The 22585-nt window shown below is 32.4% G+C and carries 20 protein-coding genes; 16 read left to right on the top strand and 4 right to left on the bottom strand.

Annotation, left to right across the window (positions count from 1 at the left end; translation table 11 throughout):
* The first annotated feature begins 532 nt into the window (after window positions 1-532).
* The 12 genes from ACFS3A_RS12685 to ACFS3A_RS12740 all read left to right on the top strand — a co-directional run bounded on the left by ACFS3A_RS12685 (window position 533) and on the right by ACFS3A_RS12740 (window position 11664).
* Window positions 533-697, top strand: a complete 165-nt coding sequence (locus tag ACFS3A_RS12685; protein WP_379825922.1) for a hypothetical protein — start codon at window positions 533-535, stop codon at window positions 695-697.
* Between the two features lie 249 nt (window positions 698-946).
* On the top strand, window positions 947-1576 hold the full coding sequence (locus tag ACFS3A_RS12690) for a hypothetical protein (RefSeq protein WP_379825923.1): 630 nt from the start codon (window positions 947-949) through the stop codon (window positions 1574-1576).
* A gap of 9 nt (window positions 1577-1585) precedes the next feature.
* A complete protein-coding gene (locus tag ACFS3A_RS12695) occupies window positions 1586-2107 on the top strand; it encodes a peroxiredoxin family protein (protein WP_379825925.1) in 522 nt (173 codons plus the stop codon).
* Between the two features lie 38 nt (window positions 2108-2145).
* Entirely contained in the window at window positions 2146-4269 is a 2124-nt protein-coding gene (locus ACFS3A_RS12700) for a peptidase domain-containing ABC transporter (protein WP_379825926.1), read from the top strand.
* Between the two features lie 9 nt (window positions 4270-4278).
* Complete coding sequence (locus ACFS3A_RS12705; protein ID WP_379825927.1) at window positions 4279-4503, top strand: hypothetical protein; 225 nt, start codon at window positions 4279-4281, stop codon at window positions 4501-4503.
* A gap of 61 nt (window positions 4504-4564) precedes the next feature.
* Entirely contained in the window at window positions 4565-4858 is a 294-nt protein-coding gene (locus ACFS3A_RS12710; RefSeq protein ID WP_379826269.1) for an SdpI family protein, read from the top strand.
* 84 nt (window positions 4859-4942) lie between these two features.
* On the top strand, window positions 4943-5173 hold the full coding sequence (locus ACFS3A_RS12715) for a DUF5808 domain-containing protein (protein WP_379825928.1): 231 nt from the start codon (window positions 4943-4945) through the stop codon (window positions 5171-5173).
* A gap of 23 nt (window positions 5174-5196) precedes the next feature.
* Window positions 5197-5418, top strand: a complete 222-nt coding sequence (locus ACFS3A_RS12720; protein WP_379825929.1) for a hypothetical protein — start codon at window positions 5197-5199, stop codon at window positions 5416-5418.
* 119 nt (window positions 5419-5537) lie between these two features.
* Entirely contained in the window at window positions 5538-5771 is a 234-nt protein-coding gene (locus tag ACFS3A_RS12725; RefSeq protein ID WP_379825930.1) for a putative signal transducing protein, read from the top strand.
* Between the two features lie 178 nt (window positions 5772-5949).
* Complete coding sequence (locus ACFS3A_RS12730) at window positions 5950-9384, top strand: hypothetical protein (RefSeq protein ID WP_379825931.1); 3435 nt, start codon at window positions 5950-5952, stop codon at window positions 9382-9384.
* A 63-nt stretch (window positions 9385-9447) separates the two neighbouring features.
* Entirely contained in the window at window positions 9448-10002 is a 555-nt protein-coding gene (locus tag ACFS3A_RS12735) for a hypothetical protein (RefSeq protein WP_379825933.1), read from the top strand.
* A gap of 579 nt (window positions 10003-10581) precedes the next feature.
* A complete protein-coding gene (locus tag ACFS3A_RS12740) occupies window positions 10582-11664 on the top strand; it encodes a glycosyltransferase (protein WP_379825934.1) in 1083 nt (360 codons plus the stop codon).
* A gap of 65 nt (window positions 11665-11729) precedes the next feature.
* Here the strand turns inward: ACFS3A_RS12740 and ACFS3A_RS12745 are convergent, their stop codons facing one another.
* The 3 genes from ACFS3A_RS12745 to ACFS3A_RS12755 form a co-directional block, all read right to left on the bottom strand.
* Window positions 11730-13040, bottom strand: coding sequence for a porin (locus ACFS3A_RS12745; protein ID WP_379825935.1), 1311 nt, complete (start codon window positions 13038-13040; stop codon window positions 11730-11732).
* Between the two features lie 166 nt (window positions 13041-13206).
* Window positions 13207-14289, bottom strand: coding sequence for a sensor histidine kinase (locus tag ACFS3A_RS12750; protein WP_379825936.1), 1083 nt, complete (start codon window positions 14287-14289; stop codon window positions 13207-13209).
* 204 nt (window positions 14290-14493) lie between these two features.
* Complete coding sequence (locus ACFS3A_RS12755; protein WP_008465097.1) at window positions 14494-15177, bottom strand: response regulator transcription factor; 684 nt, start codon at window positions 15175-15177, stop codon at window positions 14494-14496.
* A gap of 234 nt (window positions 15178-15411) precedes the next feature.
* On the opposite strand from ACFS3A_RS12755, the gene ACFS3A_RS12760 reads away from it, so the two are divergent.
* The 4 genes from ACFS3A_RS12760 (at window position 15412) to ACFS3A_RS12775 (ending at window position 21123) form a co-directional block, all read left to right on the top strand.
* On the top strand, window positions 15412-18156 hold the full coding sequence (locus ACFS3A_RS12760; RefSeq protein ID WP_379825937.1) for a TonB-dependent receptor: 2745 nt from the start codon (window positions 15412-15414) through the stop codon (window positions 18154-18156).
* Between the two features lie 138 nt (window positions 18157-18294).
* Complete coding sequence (locus ACFS3A_RS12765; protein ID WP_379825938.1) at window positions 18295-19479, top strand: hypothetical protein; 1185 nt, start codon at window positions 18295-18297, stop codon at window positions 19477-19479.
* 198 nt (window positions 19480-19677) lie between these two features.
* Window positions 19678-20016: a T9SS type A sorting domain-containing protein gene (locus ACFS3A_RS12770; protein WP_379825939.1), complete on the top strand. Its 339-nt coding sequence runs from the start codon at window positions 19678-19680 to the stop codon at window positions 20014-20016.
* A gap of 126 nt (window positions 20017-20142) precedes the next feature.
* A complete protein-coding gene (locus ACFS3A_RS12775; protein WP_379825940.1) occupies window positions 20143-21123 on the top strand; it encodes a LuxE/PaaK family acyltransferase in 981 nt (326 codons plus the stop codon).
* 165 nt (window positions 21124-21288) lie between these two features.
* Here the strand turns inward: ACFS3A_RS12775 and tyrS are convergent, their stop codons facing one another.
* Complete coding sequence (tyrS, locus tag ACFS3A_RS12780) at window positions 21289-22584, bottom strand: tyrosine--tRNA ligase (protein ID WP_379825941.1); 1296 nt, start codon at window positions 22582-22584, stop codon at window positions 21289-21291.
* Window position 22585: the final 1 nt, after the last annotated feature.

Consider the following 22585-nt stretch of genomic DNA (forward strand, 5'->3'; position numbering starts at 1 on the left):
AAATGTATTACTATTAAATATTTTATGGAAAAAAAAAGAAAAATTATAATCCAAAAGACAACAATAGTTATCATTAAAAAATGTCTTCAAAGTAAATTAAAAGGCAATAAAAACTTTTAATTGGTTTCAACTGAAAAAACAATCATTAACTAATAAATTTAAATCATTATCAAAAACTAGAATTAAAACAGATGGAGAGTTTAAGTGAAAGGATAAGAATAGAGGTTGCATGCTAATTGGAGCAACAGCACTAATGAAATGCTACATTTCTGGAGGCTTTTTCGCCAGTATCGCGTTTTTGCACTTGGTACTGCACAAGATTACTTCTAAGGCCATCTGTGTAATCTTTTAGATTTAAAAATCATCTATAAAAGTCTCAAAATTCTTATCTGGTCAGTTTTATTCATACTTGCCCTAAACTTAAACAAGCATTTTCTTTCAGATAAAATATCTGAATATCTAACAATGACAATGTTTATAGCTGTATGTGTAAACTTAATAGGGATTATAACAACAAACAAAGAGAAGCATAATGAAAAAAGTAAGCAAAAATAAATTAGAAAAAATAAAAGGCGGTGCAGTCCCTTGTGGTTGGATTGGAATGTTTGCGGTTGTAACATATGGTTATCCTGGAGGAGCCTTAATATCAAGTGTCAGTGGACTAAATAGTGAAATTGGCAGATGTTGGAATAGCTAAAAAAATTAACCCAGAGTAAAATGCTTTATTCTGGGTTAATTCATAAATCTTATTTTCATGAAATTTGCCATCTTAAAGTTTCTAATTGCTATTATAGCTAATATCTATCTAATTTATTACTATTATACAAATCAAAATTCATATTCAGACATGCTAAAAACAGCAGGAGCACTGTGTTTAGCAATTGTTATCACAATGTCTCTTATTGATAAAATAAAAAAATCATAATTAAAATCAACAATTCTTGATATGAATAGTGCTGTTTTAAAGTACTTATTACTTTGTAGTTTATCCATTATACTAAACCATTTTTTCAAAGAAATAGTTGATTTAGATAAGTTATTATATAATTCACTCTCTGAACAATTTACTTCTAATCAAATTGATAAATTTTTCAAATTTCAAAAAAAATGGGAATGGATAGGTTATATTTTTATTCCAATACTATTATTAATTAAAACCTCAATAATAGCTTCAATACTTTATATAGGTTTGTTTTTTTCAAACAGAGATTTAAAGTTTAGCATCATCCTAAATTTCGTCTTGAAAGCAGAATTTATCTTTTTATTAGTGCCAATTTCTAAATTGATTTGGTTTTATTTTTTTGAAACCAATTTTATTTTAGAAGATATTCAAAACTTCTACCCGCTTTCTGCCCTAAATATTGTGCGTTATAAAGAATTAGAAATTTGGTTTATTTACCCTTTTCAGGTTCTTAATTTATTTGAATTTTTTTACATCATTTATTTAGGATATGAAATTGGCAAACACACTCAGACCAATACAGATTATGGATTAAAAGTTGTTGGTTTAAGCTATGTCCCCAGCTTATTCTTATGGGTTGCAACAATTATGTTTTTTACACTAAATTACAACTAAATTAATACAATGAAAAAAAACATAAAGACAATCCTCACCCTATTATTTATTAGTAGTGTAATCTTTTTAACATATCAAATAGTCTCAAAAATAAACCACAAAATAGAGATACAACAAAATATAAAAACCATTCCTCAATTCAATTATCAGGATATAAACGGAAAAAGATTCACCAATAAAAACCTAAAAAAAGTAACACCTGTTATCTTTATTTACTTTAATACTGAATGTGAATATTGTAATGAAGAAGCCATTATGATTCAGGAAAACATACAAAAATTCAAAGATTGTCAAATCATTTTTATTTCATTTGAAAAGCAAGAACAAATCGAAAAGTTTTCTAAACATTATAAACTCGATCTTTATAATAATGTTCATTTTCTCCATGACAGCAAAGTTACTTTCGCAACTACTTTTGATGTACATTCTTTACCCTGTATCGTATTATATGATAAAAACCAAAACTTAATAGAGAAAATAAAAGGACAGATAAAACCTGTAATTCTGTTTAAAAAATTGAATATTCAATAAAATTGGTAAGTCTAAAACATATCTCAAAAACTCATACTTTGCAACTTGATCAATCAGATTGCGGTGTAGCTTGTTTGCTGTCTATCATAAAACTACACAATGGTAATAACTCTTTGGAAAAAATTAGAGAGTTAAGCGGGACCACAAAGCAGGGAACAACAATGTTGGGTTTGTATCAGGCTGCTAATCAACTAGGTTTTGTTGCTGATGGCTGTGAAGCCGACATCCAGGCATTAATAGATCACAAACAACCTGTTATCTTACATGTATTAATAGAAAATGAGTTGCAGCATTACATTGTTTGTTATCAATATAGTGAAAAAGAAGGTTTCTTAATTGGCGATCCGGCAAAAGGAATTTATACTTTAAGTATTTCTGAATTAGAAAAAATATGGATTTCTAAAACCTGTTTGGCACTCGAACCAAATGCCAATTTTGCCACTCAAAAAATGCAACTAAACAGTCAAAAAAAATGGTTCTTAAATCTCTTAAAAGAAGATTACAAATTAATCTGGATTTCTGTTTTACTTGGATTTTTTGTGGCTGGGTTAGGATTGGCAATGGCATTATTTTCTCAAAAATTGATTGATGATATATTACCATCAAACAACATCAACAAACTCATTTCTGGAATTATATTGTTAACCTTATTGCTTTCTTCCCGTGTAGGCATAACTTTTTTAAGACAATACTTTGTGTTGCAGCAATCAAAAAATTTCAACAACCGGATAAATAATACCTTTTTCTCTTCATTAATACAGTTGCCAAAATCATTTTTTGACACTCGAAAAACAGGAGAGCTTGTGGCTAGGCTAAATGATACACAGCGTATACAAAATGTTATCAGGATGCTTACGAGCTCATTAACAATAGATATACTCGTCGCTCTTATTTCGTCTGTTTTCTTATTTTCTTATTCTTGGAAACTAGGACTAATCTGTATTTTAAGTTTACCTATTTATTTCTTCATCATCTATCGCAGTAATCGAAAAATTGTTTTATCTCAAAAAGAGGTAATGCAAAATTCTGCTTCAGTCGAAAGTAATTTTATCAATACAATTCAAGGAATTTCTACGATTAAAAATGACAACAAACAAGATATTTTTAATCGACTCAACCAGTATATTTTTTTTAAATATCAGGAAAAAATATTCAATCTTGGGAAAATCAACATGACTTTATCCTGGCAATCCGGTATAGCCAGTGTTGTATTTGTCATTGGTATTTTAATTTACACTTCAATACAGGTTTTCAATAAAGAAATTAAAATTGGAGAATTAATGGCAATTTTAGGAATTGTTGGTTCATTACTTCCTTCTATTGCAAATTTGGCTTTAATTTCTATCCCGATAAACGAAGCTAAAATAGCTTTCAACAGAATGTATGAATTTGCTTCTGTCGAAAAAGAAAAAACTGAGGGAATTGAAATTTCTGAACTGAAAAATATTAAGATTCAAAATCTCTCTTTTAGGTTTGCAGGAAGAAGCGAGCTTTTCCATCATCTAAATCTTCAAATCGAAAAAGGAAAAATTATTGCCTTTGTTGGAGAAAGCGGTACCGGAAAAAGTACTTTAGGACAGATTTTACAACGTTTTTATACTTATGAAAATGGAAATATTATGGTAAACAATCAATATCAGCTTCAGGAAATTAAACTCGAAAATTATCGCGATTTCATAGGTGTAATCCCACAAGAAATTACTATTTTTAACGGAAATATCATAGACAACATTCTTCTGGGAACTAAAGATTCTTCAGAAAATGTTTTGAGTTTTATTGTCGAATATGGCTTCGAATTCTACTTTGATCAATTGCCACAAGGCTTAATGACCGTAGTTGGAGAAGAAGGAATTAATTTGAGTGGCGGACAAAAACAGCTTATTGCATTGGCAAGAGCTTTATATAAAAAACCACAATTTTTAATTTTGGATGAAGCTACTTCAGCGATGGATCGGAAAACTGAGAATTTCACTATTCAGCTACTCCAAAAAATAAAACGAGATTGCGCTGTTTTATTCATTTCGCATCGCCTACATAAATTAAAAAATATTGCTGATACGATTTATATATTGGAAAATAAAACTATAACAGAATTTGGAAATCATGAAGAATTAATGAAAACAGATAATTTTTATAGTGAATATTGGAAAGAAAACAATTAAAATCAAACTATGAAACCAAATCATACTAATGCATACATAGCAATCAATTACATTTTGCTCCCCTTGTATGCATTATTAATGTTTCGAATTCTGTTTTTTGAAGACAGTGATTCTTTCGTTGAAAAAATAATAGCTAACAAAACCAATCCTATGATGTATTTAGCACTTTTGTTATCAATCCTTACTTCGTTATGCCTTCGATGGGGTACAAAATTTCCAAAACAAACCAATTAAAAATATGGAAGTAATAAATCTTTTATCTAAAAATCCAACCGTTATCATTGTATTGTTTGTTATGCTTATAACCAAATTATTTCCTCCAAAGAATATAAATTCTTTATATGGATATAGAACCACTCGCTCAATGAAAAATAAATCCAACTGGGACTTTGCTCAAAAATACAGTACCAATCTTTTTTTAATTCTATTAACTCTTTTGCTTCTTATTCAAATTACATTATACATAATTTATAGCAGTACCCGATTCACCGAATTGTCTGTCCTTATAGGTTTAGTATTATGTGTTGTAATTGTTTTGTTTAAGACGGAAAGGAATTTAAAATTAAATCAATCCAAAAATCATGAATAACACAGCCTTAATAACATCTTTACTTGTAATTATAATTGCATTAGGATATCGCTACAATAGTAAAAAGAATAATTCTTCTAAAAAATGAAACACGATCAAGAGCCTTCTGAACAAGAACAAAACAATTGGAGCCAGGATCCAGACAATTGGGTTTGGGGACTTTTCTATTATAATCCGAAGGATAAAAGAATATTTCCTCCAAAAAAAATAAAAGAAATGGGATGGACAATAAATTTTGCCAATCCTAATTCGGTTTTTCTTTGTGTTATTATGATTCTCATTTTAATGATTTTATGTGAAAGTGTAAAAAGATAAATTATTCTATTAATTACAATTATATGGTAGCTCGAAAAAAATTCTTAATTATTTTTTTAATTCTTGTTCTATTATTCATTGGCTTTGATTTAGCTCCTTTACTTCAAAAGGAAAGTTTAAAAGAAATTTCGTTTTCGGATTTTAGATTATCCATTGGACCATTTTTATCCGGTATTGCTGTTTTTATGAGTTACAGAGCAGGAATTAAGAAAGAAAAAAGCGCTATGAAACAGCATAATCTATAGCATTAAAAAAACGCCTTATACTATTCTACTGATAAACAGATTAATTTTATTCTCAATTGTATTCTTGTCATGTATAAAAATATGGTAATTCGAAATAAAAAAAATTAAATAAAACAATTATGACTGAAATCTTTAAAGGCTCTTATATAGAAGTAATGAATGTTAAAAATCTATTAGAAAATGCCGGAATTCAAACTTTCATTGCCAATGAGAATATGTCAATCATTCAACCATGGTCAATTTCTTCCGGAGGTTATAATCCTGCCATTTTAAAAGTTCAAAAAGAGGACTATGAAATTGCCGGAAAAATAATAAAGAATTATCATAATGGAGAATATAGTCTGGAAGAATAATTCTAATTCGTCTTATCTGAGAACCAAAGCGAAACTACTGCCACCTTGTATTATCGAAAAAACACTTAAGATTTATGAGTAATTGAAAGACTTATATATCAATTTAGACATCTAAAATATCCTCCTCAAGATTTCCCAATTATAAATACTACTTTTGGCTTTTTAGAGTTAAGGTATTATGTTGAAAAAATTACTGTTTTTGACGGTTTTCATTTGGTTTTCTGCCCTTCAGGCTCAGGAAACTGAATCGTTATACAAAACCAAAAAAATAGTACCGACAAAAGACACTATTCGGATTGAAAATGTCAGTATTAATTCTGGTTTCTTTCAGCTCTTAAACACTAAAAAAGAACCTATAGATTCATCTTTTTATAAAATAGATTTCCAAAAAGGCTTTTTACTTTTAAAGGAAAATTTTCCATCTGCTTCTGATACTTTAATTGTCAATTACCTCAAATATCCAGATTTCTTAACTAAAGAATATAGTCTTTATAATTCGGATCAAATCGTAAACAGCGATGTTGGAACCGAAAAACTGTATCGAATAGACAATAACTCCAACGCAAAAAAAGTAACTCCTTTTGACGGATTAAATACTTCCGGAAGCATTACGCGAGGCATTACAATTGGGAACAATCAGAGTACGGTTTTAAATTCTAATTTGGACTTACAGATTACCGGTAAAATTTCAGATAAAGTCAGTTTACGAGCTTCTCTTCAGGACAATAATATTCCGTTGCAGGATGGCGGCTATTCGCAAAAACTGGATCAGTTTGATAATATTTTCATGGAACTTTTCAGTGAGGACTGGAGTATTCGCGCAGGCGATGTCTTTTTAGAAAACAGGAAAACCCAGTTCATGAATTTTAATAAAAAAGTACAGGGACTTTCGGCAAGTTTTGATTTTGACACCGAAAAAAGCAAGACCAATGTCTTTGCTTCTGTAGCTTTTGTAAAAGGACAATATGCCAAAAGTACTTTTACAGGTCAGGAAGGAAATCAGGGTCCATACAAATTGAAAGGACAAAACGGCGAATTGTATGTTCTCGTAATTTCAGGTTCTGAGCGAGTGTATGTAAATGGCGTTTTATTGAAACGCGGTGAAAACAACGATTATGTAATAGATTATAATGCAGGAGAAATTGTATTTACTTCGCTTTTTACCATAACTTCAGAAATGAGAATTAATGTCGAATACCAATATTCTGAACGAAATTACAATCGTCTGGTAACGTATGCCGGCGCGACGCATGAAAACAATAAATGGAGTTTTGGCGGTTATTTGTATTCTGAAAACGATATGAAAAATCAGCCGTTACAGCAAAATCTTTCTCCAGAACAAGTTCAGATTTTAAGTCAGGCAGGAGATGATATTAATTTAATGAAAGCACCATCTGCTTACGAAGATAAATATGCCGACAACAAAATTCTATATAAAAAGATTCTTGTAAATTCGGTTGAAGCTTATGAATATTCGAACAATCCGCAAGATGTTTTATACAATGTGAGATTTAGCCTGGTTGGCGCCAATGCAGGAAATTATATCATTCAAAACAACAATTCGGTAGAACGTATTTATCAATATGTAGAACCTATAAATGGTATTTTACAAGGAAATTATGAACCCATTGTGCAACTTGTTGCTCCAATGAAACTTCAGGTTGCTACTTTTTTAGGAAAGTATAATCCGAACGAGAAAACTTTGGTTGATTTTGAATTGGCTGTCAGCAATAACGATCAAAATTTATTTTCCGGAATTGACGATTCGAATAACGAAGGAATTGCTTTTAAAACCAATCTGAAAAAACGTCTTTTTTCCCGAAGCTGGAGTTTAGATGCTTTTGCTAATTACCAATATGTACAGCAAGATTTCAAGTCAATTGAACGCTTATACAATATAGAATTTAATCGTGACTGGAATTTAACGGGAACACTTTTGGGCAATCAGAGTCTTTTGGTTACGGGTTTCAATTTTAATTTATTTTCTGAAAAGAAAACTTCAAATATCGGCTTGGTCACTTATCAATTTGAGAAGCTTGATTTTAGTGAAAGTTATGCAGGATCCAGACATACGACTTCGGCTTTATTCAAAATAAAAAAATGGACAATCGAAAATAATGGAAGCTTTCTAAATTCGGATGCTACGGCTTCGACTTCAAAATTCATTCGAAACCAAACCAGAGCGAAATATCATTTTGGCAAAAACTGGGTTGGTGGAAGTATGCAGCTAGAAGACAATCAGGAAAAAGATAAAATTACCAATCAGTTTTCTGCTTTAAGCCAAAGATTCTCAGAATATGGTGTGTTTACAGGAAGAGGCGACAGCACCAAAGTTTTTGTAGAAATTGGTTATCTGCAAAGACGAAATGATAGTTTACAAAATGGATTGTTACAACACGTTAACAATTCGCAGACCTATTATTTGAAGTCGAAATTAATTCAAAACAAAACAACCGATTTGGCGGTTTATGCGAGTTATCGAAATTTGGATTTTACCGATAATACAAGAAGTAATGAGCCTTCCTTAAATTCGAGAGTTTTATATAATGATCGTTTCTTTAACCAATTAATGCAGATTGGAACTACTTATGAAACCAGTTCCGGAACTATTGCACAGCAGGAATTTACGTATGTCGAAGTGCCAACGGGACAAGGAGTTTATACATGGAATGATTACAACGGCAACGGAATTCAGGAATTGCAGGAATTTGAAATCGCCATTTTTCAGGATCAGGCCAAATATGTGAGGATTTTTCTTCCGAATCAAATTTACATCAAAACCAATCAGAATAAGTTTTCTCAATCTTTGACTTTGAATCCATTGCAATGGCAGAATGAAAAAGGATTTAAAAAATTATTATCTTATTTCTATAATCAGACTTCGTTTATAATGGATAGAAAAGTAAAAAGCGAAGGAGAAAAACTAGAATTGAATCCGTTTAATTCTTCAGAAGAAAATATTTTAGGGTTGAATTCTAGTTTCAGAAACAGCTTATTTTACAACCGAGGCCGTCAAAAACATTCGGTTACCTATTCTTATCTTGTTAATAAAGGAAAAAGTCTTCTTTCTATTGGATCACAAAATGTCCGTAATTATTCTCACCAAATTCAATATACGCATTTGTATCAAAAAAGCTGGTTATTTAATCTCTTTACTAAAACCATTAAAACTGATTTAGTTTCAGAAGATTTTGATGAAAAAAATTATGATATCGACGGCTGGCAATTGGCGCCAAAAATCAGTTATTTGTTTTCTAAAAACACCAAACTGGATTTCTTTTATGAACTGCAGAACAAGAAAAATCAAATAGGAAATTTTGAAACTTTAAAACAAAACCGAATCGGAACTTCATTTTCATATGCCGGCGAAAAGAAAGTTACGGTAAATGGCGAATTTTCTTTTTATGAAAATAAATTTAATGGAAATGAATTTTCATCTGTTGGTTTCCAAATGCTGGAAGGACTTCAGGCAGGATCCAATTTAGTTTGGAAACTGCTTTTGCAAAAGAACATTACAACTTTTTTAGATGTTAATTTAAACTATCTGGGACGCAAAAGCGAAACGGGAAATACGATTCATACGGGCAATATTCAGCTTCGTGCATATTTTTAATGCACTGCGAAAAAGGAGAGAAAAAATTGTTTAATTTTAATTGAAATTTAAACGTATAACCTTATGAAAAAATTAGTATTATTCTGTTTATTAGTTGTTTTCTCTTCCAATTTCTACGCCCAGGAAACAACTACGAAAGCGGCGAAAAGCAAAACAGAAGCTTCAGCAAAAAAAGCAAAAGCAAGTGCAGATAAAGCTTCGGCTGATGCAAAAAAAGAAGCAACGAAATCTAAAAAAGCAGCAGATGATGCCAAAGCAGCTTCATCTAAAGCAAAGAAAGAATCTGCTGATGCAGCCAAAAAAACTGCCGATAAAGAAGCAGCCAAAGCAAAAGCTGATGCTAAAAAAGCAACAGCTGCATCTGACAAAGCTAAAAGTACAGCAGACAAAGCTAAAGCCGATGCTAAAAAAACAACGGCAAAAGCTGATAACGCAAAGAAAGATGCCACAGCTGCTAAAAAATCTGCAACAAAAACTTTAAAAGAAACAAACGAAAAAGCACCGTCTGTTCCAGATAAAGTGACTGGTGAATACAATGGTAAGAAAGTATATACAGGTCCAAGAGGCGGAAAATACTATATCAACAAAAATGGTAATAAAACGTATATTCAGGATTAATTTTAAGATGCTGAGATACTAAGATACTAAGATGCTAAGGTTCTGAGATAACTTAGATTCTAAGCATTGCTAAGAATAAATTCAAAAGGAGCTGCTCGAAAAAGACAGTTCCTTTTTTTGTAAGCTTCGGAGAAGCGTAATATTTATAGAAACAATATATGTTTACAATATAAAGCTCCAGCGGAGCGACATATTTTTTTCACAATTCAAATATATCGCTCCGCTGGAGCTTTTTTATTTGTCTTATTGTAATTCTATAAATATTTTCCCCCGCTAGGGTATTACTGGTTAGAAGACTTTTATAAATACCTCACTTGATAGAAGAAATTATCCTTTTCCAGACAACCTGTTTTTTTTTTATATTATAACTAAACTTACAAAGTTCCTTATTAAGGTCATTTCTAAAAATCGAAAATTACTTAACATAGAGATAATCTTATTTAGTGAAATAAAATTATTTTTGAAACACCCCTGTAAATCCCTAGTGTTTGTGAGAATATAGAGTTAATAATTTAGTAATACCCTCGAAATAGCATGGAAAACATATTTCTTTATCTTCGTTTTTAAAAAGCATTAAAAATGAGCATTGATTATTCTGCGAATAAAACTATTTTAGTTGCTCCATTAAATTGGGGACTTGGCCATGCAACTCGTTGTATTCCTATCATAAAAGCGCTTCAGGAGAATAATTACATTCCGATTATTGCCTCAGATGGTGTTGCGCTTGCTTTATTAAGAAAAGAATTTCCTTACATACAAACTTTAGAACTTCCTTCTTATCATATTGAGTATGCAAAGAATGGAAAAAATTTTAAATGGAAGATGATTAAAAATCTTCCAAAGATGATTACTGCCATTTTGGATGAGAAAAAAATCGTTAATACCTGGATTAAAAAACATGGTATTGATGGTATCATTTCAGACAACAGACTAGGCGTTTTCAGTAAAAAAGTGCCATCAGTTTTTATGACACATCAATTGAATGTAATGACAGGAAATACAACTTGGTTTACCAGTAAATGTCATCAGAAAATCATAAAAAAGTATACCGAATGCTGGGTTCCGGATACTAACGAAGAAGTGAATCTTACAGGAGATTTAGGTCATGTTAAATCAGAAGAACTAAATTTAAAATATATCGGTCCGCTAAGTCGCATGCGAAAAAAAGATACTCCTAAAATATATGATCTTATGATTATATTATCCGGACCGGAACCGCAGCGTACTTTCCTGGACGAAAAACTGCAGAAAGAAGCGGCAAAATATCCGGGAAAAGTGGTTTTTGTGCAAGGAATTGTAGATAAATCTCAGGAAAAGTGGCAAGCAGGAAATGTGACTTATTATAACTTTATGAATTCGAAACAACTGGAACAAACTTTTAACGAAAGTGAATTTGTTCTTTGCCGCTCGGGTTACACCACTGTAATGGATTTAGCGAAATTGGGTAAAAAAGCTTTTTTTATTCCAACTCCGGGGCAATATGAGCAGGAATATCTGGCCATAAAACTTCAGGAAGAAAATCTTGTGCCTTATGCCATGCAAGACGATTTTACTATTGAAGATTTATCAAAAGTAAAGTCTTTTAAAGGATTATCCCAATTTAAAAATGATATCGACTGGGATTCGTTATTTGCTGTTTTCGAAAATAATTCTCAACAATAAAAAATCTGTATTTATCCGTGCTTTTGTAAAAGCTTAGATAAATACAGATTTTATTTTTTCCTTTTTTAGAAGTTAAACTGCGCTTGCAATCTTAAAACATTTCCTTGTTGTCTGTTTATTGGAAGTGCACTGTCTTCAAAAGTTCTGTCAGCAATTACATATTGTGCTGTTAACTCAAAAGCTTTAATGGGTTGCCATTCAACACCAATCTCATAATCTCTTACAACATAGCTTCTGGCATCTTTCTCATATTTTTTTCCTCCGTCATAATATTGAAATTTAACGAAAGGATAAATATGCTGTTTTTTAATATCCCATTTATAATTTAACAAAACATAACCTCCATTTAGATCTGTTTCATCTACTGTATTTGTAGCTGTATTGTATCTCGGTCCTTTCCCGATATTGTATTCTGTCTGAATTCCGAAAGGTCTTGGATATAAAACAAATGTTGCTCCTACTCTTTGATCTTTTACATACTGCGGATCGTTTACAATAACCCCTGAGGAAATTTCTCCGGTAAAAGCCCATTTTCCTGTATAAGCCTGGATTCCCGGTTCGATAATCTGGCTTCCAATTACAAATGGATAAGTTACTCTCGTAACCACATTTAGATCTCTGTTTCCATCCATTTTATTGGCGATCTGTCCGTTGTAAACTCCAAAAGCAAATACACCAAAATCGCCTGAACCTTTATATCCGTCTCTAACCAGCATTTCAAAACGTTTTCTTATTTCGGCCGGAGCCCAATAAAAGAAGATTCCTAAATCACGCTCATTTGCTATAGAACTGTTAATTGCATCGGCACGATCTAAACTTAAACGCTGTGAACTGGACTGCATATTTTCAAATCCGTATGGAATTTTACTCTGTCCTACACGAACACGATATTCTTTTTTCTTATCGAAAGAAAGATCAAAATACAAGTCTCTGATTTGAACGAAATTCTGAATTCCGGTACTTGGCGAACTGGCAAAGTCCGGCTGGAAATAGAAAAACACATTTGGATGAACCTGTCCTGAAAACACTAAACGGGCACGGCGAATAAAAAGTCCGTTATTTGCTTTTGCATCCGCAGCGGTAGAAGTTGTTCCCCAGGATTTATCGCACTGATCACAGGAAACTTTATCATTTGTAGAAAACAGACCATTGTATCGAATTTGCGCATAACCTCTTAAAGAGATCCTGTCATACCAATGTTCTTCAATTCCTCCCCCAGATTTAGTATCCGGAAGTTTTGCTTTGTTGATAGAATCTAAAATACGCATTACTTCGTTTTTTACATCCTTTTTATTTAATTCTTGTTTATTTGGCTCCTGCGCATTGGCAGCAAAGGTTAACAGCAATAAAACGGCTAACAGGTTTCTTTTTATCATTAGTTCTCTAAATCCCTTAATTTCAGGATGCAAAGATGGAGCACCTATGTTAAGAAATCATTAACCAGATGTTACTATAATAAAAATTTAATGTTATCGACCAAATCGATATGTTTATTTATTGTTAAAACCCTTTGTTTTAGGGCTCCCAGCAAAAATGACGTTACTATTTTTTAACATCCGCTTTTTGATTTTTGAATGCTTTTTCGAGTGTAAAAGAGAATTCTGAACCAATTCCGAACTCACTTTCTACATAAACTTTCTCTTTATGTGCTTCAATAATATGCTTTACAATCGCCAAACCTAAACCAGAACCGCCTTCAGAACGGGTTCCGCTTTTGTCAACGCGATAGAAACGTTCAAAAAGTCTTGGAATGTTTTGTTTTTCAACTCCTTCTCCATTATCACTAATACGAATTAAGACTTTTTTCTTCGTCAAATTGACAACGCCAACCTCAGTTAATCCACCTTCTTTTCCATATTTAATAGAATTGACAATCAGGTTTTCTAAAACCTGCTGAATTCTGTCCTGATCTCCGCGAATTATGACTGACTGAACATTTTTGCTTTCAAAAGCCAGTTTAATCTTCTTTTTATCGGCTTTCATTTCCAATAAATCAAAAACATTCTGAATCAGCTCAACGATATCAAAATCAGTCATATTTAAATCTAAATCACCTGATTCCAGTTTGGTAATCATATCCAGATCTTCTACTATATAAATCAAACGCTCCACTCCTTTTTCGGCACGTTTTAAATATTTTTTTCTGATATTTTTATCGTCCATTGCTCCATCCAACAAAGTGGAGACATAACCCTGAACAGTAAATAATGGTGTTTTTAATTCGTGCGAAACGTTTCCTAAAAACTCTCTTCTGTATTGTTCACGAATTTCTAACATTTCGATTTCCAGCTTTTTATCAGTTGCAAACTTTTTCACTTCACGTGAAAGCGTTTCCATATCCGTATTAATCGGCTGATTGATTAAAGTTGTGGATTCTAACAACGAAACCTCATCGTATATTTTCTTTACTCTTCGATAAATAAAACGTTCTACACGATATTGCAAAACAAGGAACGAAAAAATATAAATGACAATAATGAAAATTATCCCAAACGCAACCTGATGTTTTAATTGATTTTTATAAAATAATGACATTAACATCAGTACAAATGCCGTTGTAAAGAGACTAATATACAATGCCGATTTTATGGCGAATTTGTATGTTTTTTTAAAATTAATTTTCATTGATAATTTTAACCATTAAGAGATTAAGAGAAATTAAGTGTAACTCAAAAACCATATAAAAAACTGAAGTCACGTAAACTTCAGCTCCTTATATGGTTTAAATGTATTGAATATTATTAAAAGAATTTGGATGGTTTTAAATCTTTACAAAAATTCTAAAATCACTTAACAACTTAGTATCTCAGAATCTCAGTATCTTAAAATCTAAACTTCAAATTTATAACCAACTCCTTTTATGGTTTTAAAAAGATCTTCTCCTATTTTTTCGCGTAGTTTTCTAATGTGAACATCAATTGTTCTTCCTCCAACTACCACTTCATTACCCCAAACTTTATCCAGGATTTCGTCTCTTTTGAAAACTTTTCCCGGTTTTGAAGCCAACAAATAAAATAATTCGAATTCTTTTCTTGGCAAAGCAATTTCTACATTGCCTTTTATAATTTTGTATTCTTCACGGTTAATCTCGATTCCTCCTACATTTAATGTATCAGTAACCACTTCTTGTTCTTTTAACCTTCTTAACAGCGCCTTTACTTTAGATACCAATAATTTTGGTTTAATAGGCTTTGTAATATAGTCATCAGCACCAGCATCAAAACCAGCCACTTGAGAATAATCTTCACTTCTTGCCGTAAGGAATGTTATGATAACATTATTTAGTTCAGGAATTTTTCTAATATGCTCGCAAGCTTCCATTCCGTCCATTTCCGCCATCATCACGTCCATAATAATTAATTCCGGCAATTCTTTCTGAGCTTTAGCTATAGCATCTTTTCCATTAGAAGCAGTAACAATTTGATAGCCTTCCTGAGCTAGGTTATAGCCAACGATTTCTAAGATATCTGGTTCGTCGTCAACTAATAAAATCTTAGTTTGTGTTTTTTTCATAAATAGCAAAAATTGAGATTTTTACATCAAATCTTTTTAATTATTTATCCGATGTTTTTTATTTCACGGGGTAAATATACTAACAAAAGAACCTTTAAAAATTGGTGTTAACGGTAATTTAATCTGGTAACAATTTGATAATCTTAAGTACACAAAATCATAACAAGTTGGTAACATCGACTTCACGGTGCGGTTCTTTCTTTGCACCAAAATAAATTAACACAACACTGAACAATGAAATTCAATTTAAGATTTCTATTTATCGCATTATTTATCTGCACGGTTTCAATCGCGCAAAACAAAGGTACGATTTCTGGAGTTCTAACCGACAAGGATATGAACAATGATCCGTTACCATTTGCTAATGTTTTAATTAAAGGTACAAATATTAGCGTAAACACCGACGTTGACGGAAAATATTCTTTGAGCGTAAATCCAGGAAACTATACTCTTGTTTTTAGCTTTTTAGGATATGAATCTGTAGAAGCTCCAGTTGCTATTAAAGGAAGCGAAACTGTAGTGGTAAATCAGGCTCTTTCTTCTGGAAGTTATACTCTAAAAGATGTCGTAGTTCAAGCGGCAGCTGTAAGTAAACAAAAAGAAACTGCTTTACTTTTAGAACAAAAAAACGCTGTAGATATTAAGCAAACTATCGGCGCGCAGGAACTTTCCAGAAAAGGAGTTGGAGATGTCGCTGCTGCTGTTGTAAAAACAGCCGGTGTTTCTAAACAAGAAGGCAACAGCAACATTTTTGTTCGAGGACTAGGTGACCGTTACAACTCAACTTCTATGAATGGATTACCAATTCCTTCTAGCGATCCTGAGCGAAAAAATATTGCTTTAGATATTTTCTCAACAGATATTGTTGAATATATTTCAATAGACAAAGTTTACAGCCCAAGAATTTATGGCGATTTTGCTGGAGGAAATGTAGATATCATTTCTAAAGACTATCGTGGAGATGGTATGCTTGAAATTTCACTAGGATCAAAAACAAATACAAATACTTTAGGACAAGCCAACAACTTTATGTTACAGCAGGGACCAAATAAGTCAGGCTATGTTTCTTACGGTGTTCCTAATGATCCACTATCAGGATATAATTTCGAAAACAGTTTAAATCCAACAAAAGAAGCACCTTTTGGCGGAGAATTTGGAATTAAAGCAGGTAAAACATTTCGTATTGGTGAAGAAGGAAAGATTTCACTTTTTGGTACAGCAAGTTTCAACAGTGGATATGAATTTAGAGAAGGTTCAACGAAAGCAGTTAGTGCTCAGGCAGCTGAACAAAAATCATTCTTTCAACAAAAATACAGCTATAATACCAATACAACAGGTATGTTTAATGCTAACTATCGTATAAACAGAAATCATAAAATTGGCTACAATCTATTATATGTAAATTCTTCTGAACAAACCAGAGATACTTATTTAGGAAGCGATCGTGATTATGATAATGCCGCTGCTGACTTATCCATTCAAAGAGGGACATTTACTCAAAATACAGTTTTTATCAATCAGTTGCTGGGGAATCATAAATTAACTGATAAAATTGATTTCAACTGGGGAGCTTCTTATAACACTGTTGAAGGAAGCATGCCTGACAGAATTCAAAATATGTTATTCCATTACAGAGACGATAATTATTATTCTCTTGCCCAGGCAACTATCACAGACAATCAAAGATATTTTCAAAACCTAAAAGAAGATGAAATTGCCGCTAATTTGGCTTTCACCTATAAATTAGGAGACTCAGAAAATGGAAATTCAAAAGGTAAAATTGTTGCTGGTTATAATGGTAAATTCAAAAAACGTGATTTTGAAGCCATACAATTCAACTTCCGCATAACAGAAGCAGGTTTGACAGAAAGAGTTGATCCCAATAATTTAGATGCCTTTTTCAATCAGCAAAATTATGATAATGGTACATTCTCAATAACTTCATTTGCCGGAATGACTCCACAAACTTATAGCGGAAATCAGGATATTCATGCGGGATTTGCAAACTTAGAATATAAATTAACAGATAAATTAAGTTCGGTTTTCGGAATCAGATATGAAAATATTGCACAGACTGTTGAATGGAGAACACAATTTGATGCAGGTGGAGGAATCAATACCTTTGAAAGAAATGAGTTTTTACCAAGTTTAGTTTTAAAATATGAATTGAACGAGAAACAAAATCTTCGTTTAGCTGCAAGTAAAACGTATACTTTGCCACAATTTAAAGAACGTGCATTATTTGTTTACGAAGATGTTATGGAATCAAAAATTGGTAACCCTTATTTATATCCTTCTCAAAATTACAATTTGGATATAAAATGGGAAATGTTCCCAAAAAGCGAAGAGTTACTTTCTGTTACTGCTTTTGGTAAATATATCTTAGACCCAATCAATGAAGTTATAATCGCATCAGCCTCAAACGACATTTCATGGGTAAATATTGGAGATACAGGATATGCTTACGGAATTGAACTGGAAGCAAGAAAAAACATCTTTGACCTGGATGAAGAACTGACAAACAAACTTTCTTTTGGATTCAATGCTTCTTTTATGAAAACTCATCAGGATATTGACAGACAGAAAGTAATTGATGAGACTGACTTAAACATCAATCTTACAGATAGTAGTTCAGGATTTACCGGCGCTTCAGATTTGATTTTAAATACAGACTTATCATATGCTAAAAACTGGAAAAATGATGCTGGTATTATAGCAACATTATCATACAATCACTATTCTGACAAACTTTATGCAATTGGAAGTCAGGAAAAAGGAAACCTAGTTGATAAAGCTATGGGATCATTAGATTTTGTTTTTAAAACAAAACTAAACAAAAAACTGGGTATTGATTTTGGTGCCAGAAACATCTTAAATCCTGAATTTAAAAGAGTACAGGAAAATGCTGGTGGAGACGTTCTAGTATTTAACTATAAAAAAGGAGTTACTTTCGGATTGGGCATGAATTACCAATTCTAGGAAACATTAAAGAAACATTGCGTTATCATTTGCGTAATGTTTCTTTAAAATACAAATAACAAACGCGTAATAACGGCTTAACGTTTATTGCGTCTTAAGTTCTAATCTTTGCATAAACACAAACTAATTAAAAAAGTAATGAAAAAAACAATTTCAACAATTTTCGGTTTAGCGGCATTATCGCTTGCAACTTTGACAACATCTTGTTCTAGTGACGACAACAAAACAGAGGGACCAAAATCAGATTTCGTAGTGGTTAGAGAAAATCTTCAAGGAGAAATTAAAAGTGGAGAAGTTATTTTAGAATCAGGAACTTATAAACTTACAGGTAAATTAATCGTTAATAGTACTGCTAAGTTAACTATCAAGCCAGGGGTTACCATTTTGGCTACAGCAGTAGCAAAAGATAAATTAGAAGAAGTACGTTATATTGCAGTCGCTCAGGGAGGACAAATTGATGTTCAGGGAACTGCTGCAACTCCGGTAATTATGACTTCTGAATTGCAGGAGCCTGGTGCTTGGGGAGGATTGGTATTATGCGGAAAGGCTCGTATCAACAAAGGAACAACTGCTCAGGCTGAAGTTTCTAATTTAACTTACGGTGGTACAGAAGACAATGACAACTCTGGATCAATCAAATATTTAAGAATTGAATATCCTGGTTTTTCTTATAGCTCTTCTAAAGAATTTAATGGTCTTTCATTTTTCGGAGTAGGAAAAGGAACAACTATTGATTATGTTCAGGTTTATGAAAGTTCAGATGACGGATTCGAGTGGTTTGGTGGAACTGTAGATGCTAAGCACTTAGTAGTTTCTAACAAAGCAGCTCAATTAGGTGATGATTTATTCGATTGGACTGAAGGATGGATTGGTAATGGAGAAAACTGGTACGGAATCAGAACAAATGCTGGAAACAGAGGTATCGAAGCAGATAACAATTCTGACAACCACAAAGCTACTCCAGTTTCTTTCCCAAATCTTAAAAACATTACTTTAATTGGTACAACAGCTTCAACAAATGGAGAAGCTCAAGCTATAAAATTAAGAGTTGGTACTAAAGGTAAATTGGACAATGTTGTTTTAAAAGGATGGGCAACTGGTTTTGATGTTCAACACGACGAAAGTATCTCATTCGCTGGAACTGACTTATTAGCTACTAACGTTAAATTCGAAGATGTAGCTGTTAAATCAAAAGCTACTGCTACAACTGCTGGTGGATCTGTTGATATTTCTAAATTATTCACAGAATCTGCAACTGCAACTGGAGCAGGAAACGGATCAGGAATTCCTACTTGGACTGCTGGATGGACAAAAGGTCTATAATCTTGTAAGACAAACAATATTCAAAAAACACTCTAATTTTATTAGGGTGTTTTTTTGTTTGTAATAGTCATTAACAAACTTTGGACTTCTAATAACTTCAAAAACATAATGTTAAAAACATCATAAATTTCAGGATATTTATTTTTGGCGTACTTTTTGTATTTTTTTTTGTATATTTACGATATCCAAATACACGCGATGGCAAAAAACTACTTTTATATTACTTTCTTATTGGCTTTTTTCTTTACTGTAAGCGTCTCAGCGCAAGACAGCAGGCAATTACCAAAACCTCAGGAATCTACTTCTATTGAGGGACTAAGTTTGTACCCTAACCCTGTTACAAATGGAAAAGTATATATCTCTTCTAAAAACGATTTAGAGAAGGAAATTATTGTGTTTGACATCTTAGGTAAAAAAGTACTTCAGGCTCATTTAGTCACAAAAGAATTAAATGTTTCAGAATTACCTCCAGGCGTTTATATCATCAAAATAAGTGAACAAAACGCATCAACAACACGAAAACTCATTATACGATAAAAGCTCCTTTGGAGCTTTTTTTAGTTTGCAGTCTCAGTGACGGTTTCAGTTTATATACTTTGCCGAAAACTGCGACTGAAAACTGTGACTGAACACTAAATATAATATCTTTGCAAAAAAAAAGTTTTGATTACAGCCAGCGATATATTTACCATTTCGAGTCAGAAACAATTTGAAAAAACAGCACTAAAGGTGTTTCGTTTTCAGCACGAGAATAATAAAGTATATCGTGATTTTTGTGATTATCTAAAAGTGAATCCGCAGCAGGTAAAATCATTACAGCAAATTCCTTTTTTACCCATTCAGTTTTTCAAAAGTCATGACGTAGTTTCAAATACAGATCCTGCACAAGTGACTTTTACAAGCAGCGGTACAACCGGAATGATTACCAGCCGACATTTAGTTACTGATGTTTCCCTATATGAGGAAAGTTACCGCAAAGGATTTTCTCAGTTTTACGGCAATATTGAAGATTACGTTGTTTTAGCCCTTTTGCCGTCTTATTTAGAGCGCGAAGGCTCTTCGTTAATTTACATGGTAGAAGATTTAATAAAACTCTCCAATCAGCCTGAAAGCGGGTTTTATTTACATAATCATGATGACCTAATCAAAAAGCTTATTGAATTAGATGAAGCAGGTCAAAATGTAATCTTAATTGGGGTTACTTATGCTTTATTAGATTTAATTGAAAAACACCAATTCAACCTTCAAAATACCATTATTATGGAAACCGGAGGAATGAAAGGAAAACGCAAAGAAATGATTCGTGAAGAATTGCACGAAATCCTATGTAAAGGTTTTGGCGTTTCATCCATTCATTCAGAATATGGAATGACTGAACTTTTAGCGCAGGCGTATTCGTTAGGCGAAGGTGTTTTCGAATGTCCATCCTGGATGAATATTTTGGTTCGTGATCCGGAAGATGCACTCAGTTATGTGAATGATGGAAAAACCGGCGGTATAAACGTTATTGATTTAGCCAATATAAATTCTTGCTCTTTTATCGCAACGCAGGATTTAGGCAAAAAAAATCCCAACAACTCTTTCGAGGTATTAGGACGTTTTGATAATTCTGATATTCGCGGTTGTAATTTGATGGTGCTTTAGAGTGGGTTAATCGTTAATTCAATGCTTTAATCAAACATTCCTACGGAATGATTTTTCTTCAATAAAAAATCCCAATATTCTTTTCGAACATTGGGATTTATATATTTAACTTAAAAGATTCTGATGGATCGATTTAACAATTAACCGATTAAACAGTTAAACTATTTACACCACTCTTATCACAAAATAATTTTTCTTTCCACTTTGTAATAACACAAACTGATTATTGATTAGATCGTTTGTTGTTAATGTAAAATCCTCTTTTATTTTTTCTCTGTTAACCGAAATAGAATTTGCTGTTAAAGCTCTTCTTGCTTCTCCGTTAGACTTAAAGAAACCTGTTTTTTCGTTTAAGACAGAAATAATATCCAATCCGTTTTCTAAATCAGCTTTTGTGATTTCCGCTTGTGGCACTCCGTCAAAAACTTCCAAGAAAGTTGCTTCGTCCAGTTTCTTCAAATCTTCAGCAGTTGAATTTCCGAATAAGATATTCGAAGCCTGAATTGCTTTTTCTAATTCTTCTCTGTTATGAACAAAAACAGTAATTTCTTCAGCCAGTTTCTTTTGTAAAACTCTTAAATGTGGAGCAGTTTTATGTTCTTCTATTAAAGCATCAATAGCATCTTTATCTAAGAAAGTAAAGATTTTAATGTATTTCTCTGCATCAACATCTGTTGTATTTACCCAAAATTGGTAAAATTTGTAAACCGAAGTCTTGTCAGCATCTAACCAAACATTTCCTCCTTCAGATTTTCCGAATTTAGATCCGTCCGCTTTTGTAATCAAAGGAGTTGTCAAGGCGTAAGCTTTAGCATTCTCTCCTCCCATTCTGCGCACTAATTCTGTTCCTGTGGTAATATTACCCCATTGATCAGAACCTCCCATTTGAAGAACGCAGTTATTATTTTTGTATAAATGATAAAAATCGTAACCCTGAATTAATTGGTAGGTAAACTCTGTAAAAGACATTCCCTCTCCTTCTCCACTAAATCTCTTTTTTACAGAATCTTTAGCCATCATATAATTTACAGTGATACGTTTTCCAACTTCACGTGCAAAATCGATAAAAGAGAATTCTTTCATCCAATCGTAGTTATTTACCATTACTGGTGCATTTGCTTCGTTTGAATTAAAATCTAAGAAACGAGACAGAACGCTTTTGATTCCGGCAACGTTTTTAGCCAAAGCTTCTTCATCAAGCAAGTTTCTTTCATCAGATTTACCAGAAGGATCTCCAATCATTCCAGTTGCCCCACCTACTAAGGCAATTGGTTTGTGACCAAAATTCTTTAAGTGAACCAATAAAATAATCTGAACCATACTTCCGATATGCAGTGAATCTGCCGTTGGATCAAAACCGATATACGCAGAGGTAGCTTCTTTTAGTAATTGTTCTTCCGTTCCAGGCATACTATCATGATATAACCCGCGCCATTTTAATTCTTCAACTAGATTCTTCATT

It is taken from the genome of Flavobacterium notoginsengisoli (assembly GCF_042686225.1).
Classification (GTDB): domain Bacteria; phylum Bacteroidota; class Bacteroidia; order Flavobacteriales; family Flavobacteriaceae; genus Flavobacterium; species Flavobacterium notoginsengisoli.